Here is a 9,349-nt window from a genome sequence, read left to right as displayed (position 1 = left end):
AGTGGTGCAAATCGACATCGCGCCGGACAATGCGGTGATGTGGAACGGCGAGCGTTTGCCGAACCGGGAGGCGCTGGAGACGAGGCTGTCGGCGGCGGGGAAGGCGGAACCGCAGCCGGAGCTGCACATCAAGCCGAACAAGGATGCGAGTTACGCGCCGGTGGCGATGGTGCTGGCGGAGTCGCAGCGTCTGGGACTGACGAAGCTGGGCATCGTCGGGTCGGAACAGTTCTTGCAATGACATTAAAATAAATTACCGGATGTGGCATGATGTCGGACAGGCGGCCAAACGGCCGCCTGTTCCGTAATCGACAACAAGACCGGATGACGCCGCGATGGCCACATCGGAAAACACACATATGAATATACGTCTTTGCCTGTCCGCCCTGTTTCTTCTATCGCTAGCCGCCTGTGGCAAGGGCGGCGCCGAGCATGCGTCCGCCTCCGGCAAGAACGCGTCGGCGCCGGCGGCGCGCCGCTTGTCCGGCGCCGATGTGGTGCGGGCCGAGGTGAAGCCGCTCGCCGCCGCCATTCCGTTCACCGGCTCGCTGAACGCGCTGACCAGCAGCGCGGTGGCGTCCGAGGTGGACGCCAATGTCCGCGAAGTGCGGGTGCGCGAAGGAGAGGCGGTGCGCCGCGGGCAGCTGCTGGCGGTGCTGGACGCCGAGTCTCTGGGCCAGTCTGTGGCAGAGCAGAATGCCCAGCTGGACAACTCCAAGGCGCGGCTGAAGCTGGCCAAGGTCAAGCTGGACAAGCAGCGGGAGCTGCTGGGCAAAGGTTTTATCTCCCAGGTGGCGTTCGACGAGCTGGAAAGCGATTTCCGGGTGAAAGAGGGCGAGCTGCGCGCGCAGGCCGCCCTGTTGGCGCGGGCGCAACGCTCGCTGGCCGACGCGCAGGTCAAATCGCCGATAGACGGCGTGGTCTACGAGCGCAAGATCAACCCCGGCGAGGTGGCCAGCCGCAATATGAAGCTGTTTTCGGTGGCTGATCTGGCGGTGCTGGAAATCGCGGCTACCGTGCCTTCGAGGCTGGTGGGGCAGGTGAGGGTGGGCATGCCGGCTTCGTTCAGCGTGGATGGACGCGACGCGCAAGAGCGCGGCGAAGTGGTTCGCATCAACCCGGTGGCCATACCCGGCACCCGCAGCTTCACGCTGTTCGTGCGGGTGAAGAACGCGGACGGACACTTGAAAGTGGGCCAGTTCGCCAAGGGCGGCGTGGTGGTGAGGGCGGTGAAGGACAAGGTGGTGGTGCCCATCTCTGCGGTGCGCGACATCGACGGCCAGCCCTGGGTGATGGTGGTGGAGAAGGGCAAGCTGGCCAAGCGGCCGGTGACGGTGGAGCTGCGCGTGGAAAACGAGCGTCAGGCCGCGATAGCCGGCGTGGCCGCCGGCTCCAGCGTGATTGTCGGCGAACTGCTGGGCAGCAAGGCGGGCGACCCGGTCAGCCTGCCGGCCGGCCTGGCTTGAGGAGAGCGCCATGTGGCTGACCCGCGTAAGCGTGCGCAATCCGTATTTCGCCGCGGTGTTGATGATGACGCTGTTGGTGCTGGGTTTGTTCTCCTGGCAGAAGCTGCCGGTGGAGGAGATGCCGGACGTCAGGCTGCCGATGGCGGTGGTGGAGACGCGTTATACCGGCGCCTCGCCCGAGGTAGTGGAGAGCGAGGTGAGCAAGCCGCTCGAGGAGGCGCTCAACACCGTCAGCGGCATCAAGGAAATCCGCTCTTATTCTTCCGAAGGCAGCTCCTTCGTGGTGGCCGAGTTCGAACTGTCGGTCGACCCCATCGTCGCGGTGCAGAACGTGCGCGACAAGGTGGCGTCGGTGCAGGGGCAGTTCCGTCGCGAGATCGGCACGCCGTCGGTGTCCCAGGTTGACCCGAACGACAAACCGATGCTGTCGCTGTCGCTGACCTCCAGCCAGACCCGTCCGCGCGAGCTGAGCAGTTGGACCGAGAACGTGCTGAAGAAGCGGCTGCAGATGGTGGAGGGCGTCGGCGACGTCAGTCTGATCGGAGCGGTGCGGCGCGAGATCCGCATCGACATCGATCCGGTGCGGCTGGAAGGCTCCGGCCTGTCGCTGGCCGACGTGGCCGACGCGATCAAGGCCGCCAACCAGGACTTCCCAGCCGGCAACGTTTCCACCGCGCACAAGGAGTGGGCGATCCGCGTGTCCGGCAAGCTCAAGTCCGCCGACGACTTCGCCGCGCTAGCGGTGGGTTACCGCAACGGCACGCCTATCCGGCTGGATGACATCGCCGTGGTGGCGGACACCGAGGCCGAGCAGGACAGCGTCTCGCTGGTCAATGGCCAGCCCGGCCTGGGCGTGGACATCAAGGCCGCGCGCGGCGCCAACGAGGTGGCGGTGGCCGAGGGCGTCAAGAAACTGTTGACCGAGCTGAAGCCGCAGATGCCGGCCGGCACCGAGCTGCGCTACACCTATGACTCTGCCGAGGACGTGAAGAAGGCGCTGCACAGCGTGGAGTCGATGCTGCTGGAAGGCGCGGGGTTGACCATCCTGATCGTATTCCTGTTCCTGGGCAGCTGGCGCAGCACGGTGATCACCGGCTTGACGCTGCCGGTGGCGCTGGTGGGCACGCTGTTCGCGATCCAGCTGATGGGTTTCACGCTGAACATGCTGACGCTGCTGGCGCTGTCGCTGTCCATCGGCCTGCTGATAGACGACGCCATCGTGGTGCGCGAGAACATCGTGCGCCACGCCGCGCTGGGCAAGAGCCATTACCAGGCGGCGCTGGACGGCACCAACGAGATCGGCCTTGCCGTGCTGGCCACCACGCTGACGGTGGTGGCGGTGTTCCTGCCGGTGGGCTTCATGGGCGGCATCATCGGCCGCTTCTTCCACCAGTTCGGCCTCACCGTGGCGGTGGCGGTGCTGATCTCGATGTTCGTCAGCTTCTCGCTGGATCCGATGCTGTCGTCGATCTGGCACGACCCCCACCATCACGGCGACCGCCACCGCGGCCCGTTGGGCCGGATGCTGGACTGGTTCGAGACCTCGCTTGACCGGCTGTCCGAGCGCTACGCCGCCGCGATCCGCTGGGTGCTGGGCCATCGCAAGACCACGCTGGCGCTGGCTTTGGGCGTCACCGCGGCCAGTTTCATGCTGGTGCCCAGCATCGGCGGCGAATTCACGCCGGTGCGCGACAGCGGCAAGATCAATGTGGTGTACCAGACCGCGCCGGGCTCGTCGCTGGAGTACACGACGCTGAAGGGCCGGGAACTGTCTGACGCGCTGTCCGGGATCAAGGAAATCCACACGGTGTCGCTGGATGTCGGCGCCGGCAACTTCGGTGCCGGCAAGAACGACGGCCAACTGACGCTGGACATCGGGGACAAGCGCTCGCGCCAGCGCAGCCTGGACGAGGTCATCGCCGATGCCCGCAAGCGGGTGCAGCCGGTGGCTGGGGTGCTGATCAAGGCCGTGGCCAACGACGAGCAGCAGGGCAAGCCTATCTTCATCGGCCTGCGCGGCTCCAGTCTGGCCGAGCTGGACGCGGTGTCGCGCGACATCATGGCCCGCATCGGCAAGGTGAAGGGCGTGAAGGACATTGAATCCAATCTGACCGAGGGCGATCCGTCGCTGAGCCTGACATTGAAGCGCGACGCGGCGCTGAGCCTGGGCGTGGATCTCAATCGCGTCGGCAATCTGCTGTCGATGCTGCTGGCCGGCAATGTGGTCACCACCTGGGAGGCCCCGGACGGCGAGAATTACGACGTCAGGCTGCGGGTGCCGAAGGACGAGCGCCGCCAGGAACTGCTGGACCAGCTGAAAGTGGCCGGCAATCGCGACGACAACGGCGCTGCGCAGATGGTCCCGCTGTCGACGCTGATCGAGACCCGGCAGGGCGTCAGCCCGCGCCAGATCAAACGCACCAACATGATGCGCGAGATCAGCATCCTGGCTAATGTGGAAGGCCGCGACGTGGGCTCGGCGATGGCCGACATCGACAAGATGCTGGGCAACATGCAATTGCCGCAAGGCGTGCAGCGCATGCACCGCGGCCAGCAGAAGGACATGGAGGAGACGGTGAGCAACGCGCTGCGCGCGCTGGGTCTGGGCGTCATCTTCATTTATTTGATCCTGGCCGCGCAGTTCCGCAGCTTCACGCTGCCGGTGACCATCATGGTGTCGCTGCCGCTGGCCTTTGGCGGCGTGTTTGTCGCGCTGTTCCTGTGGGGCTCCACGCTCAATATGTTCTCCATCATCGGCATCATCATGCTGATGGGCCTGGTGGCCAAGAACGGCATTCTGCTGGTGGATTTCATCAATCGGGCGCGGGCGGAGGGCATGGCGCGCGAAGACGCCATCGCCGAAGCGGGCAGGGTGAGGCTGCGTCCCATCATGATGACCAGCCTGGCGATGATTTTCGGCATGTTGCCGCTGGCGCTGGGCACTGGCGACGGCTCGGAGACCAACCGGCCGATGGCGCATGCCATCATCGGCGGCCTGGCCACTTCCACGTTGCTGACTTTGCTGGTGGTGCCGGTGGTGTACACCTATCTGGACAGTCTGCGCGTCCGCATTCGCCGTCTATTGGGCGGGCGTCGCGCGCTGAAGCTGAACGAGGCGGGCGGTAAGTAAACAGGGAGCCGGCAATCGCCGGCTCCTGTCGCGTGAGCGCCCGCGGAATCACTTGCGCGGCGGGGCGACGCAGTCGTTGCCGTCGAAGCTGACCGATTGAATGGTGTGGTCGCGCGGATCGACAACGAAGTTGGTTGTGCAGCTGTAGTAAGTGGAGCCGCCGCCGCTGAGGCTCCAGGGATGGTAGAAGCCGCTGCTTTGTATCGGCATTTCCTGGCTGTAGGCGGTGCGGTAGGTGTAGAGCTGCTTGCCGTTGGGCATGGTCATCTGTCCGGTGGGCGTGCCCCAGGCGGCCAGCAGTTCGTTGGCGTCGCGTCCCTGCCAGCTGTAGACCTTCTGCGCATAGCCCTGCTGGGTGGCGCAGCCGGCCAGCGACAGGGCGGCCAGAACGAGTATCGATGCCGCGGATTTCATGGCGCTCTCCTTGCGGCGGCACGCGTTGGCAGGGCAAGCGGAGCCGCGGTGAATATCGAATTGCTGTTTATTTAACGATGATGTCATCTTGCGGGTGTGTCAATCGTTAAGGTGTGGGCGGCATCGGCTTTGTGTTAACGAGCTTGTTGCGCTTCGGCGCGCCAGCCGGCCAAAGCGTTGCCGCAATAGAAAATCGACCATCCTGATGAGGACTGGTTCCGATGAGAAAAACAAAGGAGAAACGGCTATGTGCCTGAGAAAGCCCCTGGTGGCGGCACTGATGGTCTGGGGGAGCTTGGCGCCGCTGCATGCGGCGGCCGCGGAGAAGGTGTTGCATGTGGCGTTCAATGCTCCGGAAACCGGATTCGATCCGGCCAAGATATCCGACGTCTATTCGTCTGCGGTGATCGAACATATCTACGATCCCTTGCTGACTTTCGACTATCTGTCCCGTCCAGTGAGGGTAGTTCCCAATGTGACCACGGCGATGCCTACGGTCAGCGCCGACGGCCTGACTTACACCTTCCATTTGAAGAAGGGCATCTATTTCGCGCCGGATCCGGCGTTCAAGGGCAAGAAGCGCGAGCTGACCGCCGCCGATTACGTGTACTCGATCAAGCGCCTGTCCGACCCGACCGTGGCCTCGCCGCTCAGCGACACTTTCACCGACAAACTGGTGGGTTTGGACGAGCTGGCGAAGAAGGCGGGCAAGGGCAAGCTGGATTACGACACGGTGCTGGAGGGCGTGAAGACGCTGGACCGCTACAGCTTGCAGCTGAAGTTCAAGCAGCCGTTCCCATCCTTGCCTTTCCTGCTGGCCGGCAGTTGGGTAGAGGGGCAGGCGCGGGAAGTGGTCGATGCCTACGGCGACAATACCAATGCCCATCCGGTCGGCACTGGCCCCTACGTGTTGAAGGACTGGAAGCCGGGCAACAGCATGACGCTGGTGCGCAATCCCAATTTCCGCCGGGAGGCTTTCCATTACGGCGCGACCGCCGATGCCGGCGATCAACGGATCGCCGCGCAGATGAACGGCAAGCGCTATCCGCAGATAGACCGGATCGAGGTGTCGGTGATCCAGGAGGAGCAGCCGGCCTGGCTGGCCTTCAAGAGCGGGGAGTTGGACCTCGTCGGCATTCCCCAGCCGCTGGTTCGCCAGGTATTACGTCTGGATCCCAAGAACCTCTGGCGCGCGGAGCTGAAGCCGGAACTGAAAAGCAAGGGCATTCAGCTTAGCCGCGAGCTGGGCGAAGAAGTCACCTTCTACGCGTTCAATATGAAAGACCCGGTCGTGGGCGGGTACGGCAAGGACAAGATCGCGCTGCGCCGCGCGATCTCCATGGCTTTCGACACCAACGAGACGATACGGGACATCCGCCGCAACCAGGCGGTGCAGGTGCAGTACATCGTGCCGCCCAACGTGGCCGGCCATAATCCCAATTTCCGCGCCGCTTATCCCTACAACCCGCCGCTGGCCAATGCCTTGCTGGACCAGTTCGGCTATAGAATCGGTGCCGACGGTTACCGCCATGCTCCGGACGGCAAGCCCGTCGTCGTAGATTTTCTGACCGGTCCTTCTGCCATCGACAAGCAGTGGAACGAGTATTGGCAGAAGGCCTTCGACCGCATCAAGGTGAAGGCGAATTTCCGCGTGATGCAGTGGAACGAGCAGGTGAAGGCGCAGCGCGACTGCAAATTCGGCATGAACGGCGGTGCTTGGAGTGCTGACTATCCGGATGGTGATAACTTCATGCAGTTGCTGTACGGCGGCAATGTCGGCAACTCCAACAATGCTTGCTACCAGTCTCCGCGCTACGACATGCTTTATGAACAGTCGCGCCTGCTGCCGGATGGTCCGGAACGCAACCGCTTGTACGACCAGATGAACAAGATCGTGGTCGGCGACACGCCGTGGATGTTCAGCGATATCCGTTTCACCAATGCGCTGGCGCAGCCGTGGGTGAGGGGGTTCAAGCATCACCCCAACCTTAATGCCATCTGGCGTTTCCTGGATGTAGAAAAATAAGCGGGGAGCGAGGAGAACCATCATGTCCGCATTCATCATTCGCCGGCTGCTGCAAATGATCCCGACGCTGTTCGGGGTGATGCTGCTGGTATTCATCTTGTTCACGCTGGTGGGCGGCGATCCATCGCTGGTGCTGGCCGGCAAGCATTTTTCGGCCGAAGTGCTGGCGCACATCCGCGCCCAACTGGGGCTGGACAAGAGCCTGCCCGAGCAATTCCTGCTGTTTGTCCATCAAGTGCTGACGCTGGATTTCGGCACTTCCTGGTCAACCCAGCAACCGGTGTCCGACATTATCGGCAGCCGAATCGGACCGTCGCTGACGCTGACCGGCACAATGCTGGTGGTCGATCTGCTGGTCGCCATTCCGCTGGCGGCGCTGGTCGCGTATTTCCGCGGCGGCCTGACCGATCACATCGTCACCATCTCCTGCACCGTGGCCATGTCCATCAGCGCGCTGATCTACATCATCGCCGGCCAGTTTTTTCTTGGCTTCAAGCTGGGCTGGTTTCCGGTGCGAGGCTGGGGCGATTCGTTCTGGGTCAATCTGTTTGTCTACGTGCCGCTGCCCTTGTTGCTGGGCCTGATGGTGTCGCTGGGACCGGACATCCGTTTCTATCGCAGCTTCTTCGTTGAGGAGCTGGGCCAGGATTACGTGCGCACCGCGCGCGCCAAGGGCTTGTCCGAGCGCCAGATCATGCTCAAGCACGTGCTGCGCAACGCGCTGATCCCGGTGGTGACCAGCGTGATGATGTCCTTGCCCTACATGTTGCTGGGCGCGCTGGTGCTGGAGAGTTTCTTCGGCATTCCCGGCATGGGCAACGAAGTGGTGCAGGCGGTGAACAAGAGCGATTTTCCGGTGATCAAGGCCATCACCATCTATATCGCCATCGCCACCATGGTGTTCAACCTGTTGGGCGATCTGGTCTACAAGTGGATCGATCCGCGCGTGCAGCTGAAGTGAGCGGAGGAGAACAATCATGACGACATTGCAGAATACCGCCGGCGCCGCGCCGGCCGCGCCGTCCCGCAGCCTGTGGGGACTGGGATGGCAGCGCTTGAAGCGCAACAAGGTAGGCTTTGTTTCGATGTGGATCGTGCTGGCCTATCTGCTGGTCTCGATCGGCGGCTGGTTCAATCTGGTAGGCGCTCATTGGGTGGACGAGGTGGGCGTGCCTTATGCGCCGCCAAGCTGGGTCAAGGAGTCCGCGGACGACGTGTTGCCGCCGGAGCCGGCAGCCAAGGCGGCTGCCGCGCCCATTGTCGCACTGAGCCGCGCCGAGGATCCGATAGGCAAGCAGCTGTCCGAGGCGGAGAAGCATGTCGGCGAATACGCCGACCACGCGCCGCCGCGGCTGGAGCGACTGCCGTTCGGCGGCGACCTGCAGGGCCGCGACGTGATCCAGAAAGCGTTGAAGGGCACGTCCACGTCCATCTTCGTCGGCGTGTTCGGCGCGGTGTTTTCCCTGCTGATAGGCTGCGCGCTTGGCGCGGTGTCCGGCTATTTTGGCGGCAAGACTGATGACTTCCTCAACTGGTTCTACAGCGTGTTCACCTCGGTGCCGGACATGCTGCTGCTGCTGTCCTTCGCCGCGGTGTCCGGCCGCGGCATCACCACCATCATTTCGGTGATGGCGCTGACCAGCTGGACCGGCACCTACCGCCTGGTGCGCGCCGAGTACCTGAAGCTGAAAGGCCGCGAGTATGTGCAGGCGGCGGACGCCATCGGCGCCGGCAGCAGCCGCAAGATGTTCGTCCACATCCTGCCCAACATCTCCCATTTGCTCTTGGTGCAGTTTTCCTTGCTGACGGTGGCGTTGATCAAGTACGAGGCCATTCTGTCCTTCCTCGGCTTCGGCGTCGGCGTGCGCGAGGTCAGCCTGGGTTCGATGCTGGCCGAAGCGCCGACCGAGCTGATCCAGGGCTACTGGTGGCAGATGCTGGCGGTGACCATCGCCATGTCGGTGCTGGTGACGGCGTTCAGCCTGCTGGTGGACGCCTTGCGCGATGCGCTGGATCCGCGCGCGGCGGCCAAGTAAGCGGGATGGAGGAGAAACACGAGATGAGCAATCAAAATAAAACCCTGCTGTCGGTCCGCAACCTGCGGGTGAGTTTCCGCCAGGAGGACGGCGGGCGCTTCGAGGCGCTGAAGGGCGTGAGCTTCGACATTCCGGCGCACCGCACGGTGGCGCTGGTGGGGGAGTCGGGTTCCGGCAAATCGGTGACGTCGATGGCCATCATGCAGCTGCTGCCGCCGCAATCGAGCGAGATCGATCCGGCGTCGGAGCTGCGCTTCGACGGGCGCGACCTGCTGAA

At 63.5% G+C, this 9,349-nt stretch carries 8 protein-coding genes; 7 read left to right on the top strand and 1 reads right to left on the bottom strand.

Translation table 11 applies throughout. The annotated features are described in order from the left end of the window. From VL52_RS22180 to VL52_RS22170, 3 genes are all read left to right on the top strand, one after another. Positions 1-241, top strand: a 241-nt coding sequence (locus VL52_RS22180; protein WP_046158925.1) for an ExbD/TolR family protein, incomplete at its 5' end; no start/stop codon positions are given. 118 nt (positions 242-359) lie between these two features. Then, positions 360-1,466: an efflux RND transporter periplasmic adaptor subunit gene (locus VL52_RS22175; protein ID WP_046159079.1), complete on the top strand. Its 1,107-nt coding sequence runs from the start codon at positions 360-362 to the stop codon at positions 1,464-1,466. A gap of 10 nt (positions 1,467-1,476) precedes the next feature. After that, positions 1,477-4,596 carry an efflux RND transporter permease subunit gene (locus VL52_RS22170; protein ID WP_046159078.1) on the top strand — a complete coding sequence of 1,040 codons (3,120 nt, stop codon included), beginning with the start codon at positions 1,477-1,479 and terminating at the stop codon, positions 4,594-4,596. Between the two features lie 48 nt (positions 4,597-4,644). Here VL52_RS22170 and VL52_RS22165 read toward each other — a convergent pair whose 3' ends face one another. Beyond that, the gene (locus VL52_RS22165) at positions 4,645-5,010 is read right to left on the bottom strand and encodes a hypothetical protein (RefSeq protein WP_046159077.1); all 366 of its coding nucleotides are present in this window, start codon (positions 5,008-5,010) and stop codon (positions 4,645-4,647) included. A gap of 247 nt (positions 5,011-5,257) precedes the next feature. Between VL52_RS22165 and VL52_RS22160 the strand changes: the two genes are divergently transcribed. The 4 genes from VL52_RS22160 to VL52_RS22145 form a co-directional block, all read left to right on the top strand. Continuing rightward, positions 5,258-7,036: an ABC transporter substrate-binding protein gene (locus VL52_RS22160; protein WP_052729473.1), complete on the top strand. Its 1,779-nt coding sequence runs from the start codon at positions 5,258-5,260 to the stop codon at positions 7,034-7,036. A gap of 22 nt (positions 7,037-7,058) precedes the next feature. After that, entirely contained in the window at positions 7,059-7,997 is a 939-nt protein-coding gene (locus VL52_RS22155; protein WP_046159076.1) for an ABC transporter permease, read from the top strand. A 16-nt stretch (positions 7,998-8,013) separates the two neighbouring features. Then, a complete protein-coding gene (locus tag VL52_RS22150) occupies positions 8,014-9,072 on the top strand; it encodes an ABC transporter permease (protein WP_046159075.1) in 1,059 nt (352 codons plus the stop codon). Positions 9,073-9,095: 23 nt separating this feature from the next. Beyond that, the coding region (locus tag VL52_RS22145) for an ATP-binding cassette domain-containing protein (RefSeq protein WP_046159074.1) at positions 9,096-9,349 on the top strand (254 nt) is incomplete at its 3' end.

Origin of the sequence: Chromobacterium vaccinii (assembly GCF_000971335.1) — a bacterium.
Classification (GTDB): domain Bacteria; phylum Pseudomonadota; class Gammaproteobacteria; order Burkholderiales; family Chromobacteriaceae; genus Chromobacterium; species Chromobacterium vaccinii.
The sequence above is the reverse complement of the archived record's forward strand: the minus strand, read 5'-3'. Positions and strand labels throughout refer to the sequence as shown.

What these genes read in the sequence shown, in the direction of transcription:
- VL52_RS22175 (WP_046159079.1), top strand. Translation starts at nt 360, where the DNA reads ATGAATATACGTCTTTGCCTGTCCGCCCTGTTTCTTCTATCGCTAGCC.
- VL52_RS22170 (WP_046159078.1), top strand. Translation starts at nt 1,477, where the DNA reads ATGTGGCTGACCCGCGTAAGCGTGCGCAATCCGTATTTCGCCGCGGTG.
- VL52_RS22165 (WP_046159077.1), bottom strand. Translation starts at nt 5,010, where the DNA reads ATGAAATCCGCGGCATCGATACTCGTTCTGGCCGCCCTGTCGCTGGCC.
- VL52_RS22160 (WP_052729473.1), top strand. Translation starts at nt 5,258, where the DNA reads ATGTGCCTGAGAAAGCCCCTGGTGGCGGCACTGATGGTCTGGGGGAGC.
- VL52_RS22155 (WP_046159076.1), top strand. Translation starts at nt 7,059, where the DNA reads ATGTCCGCATTCATCATTCGCCGGCTGCTGCAAATGATCCCGACGCTG.
- VL52_RS22150 (WP_046159075.1), top strand. Translation starts at nt 8,014, where the DNA reads ATGACGACATTGCAGAATACCGCCGGCGCCGCGCCGGCCGCGCCGTCC.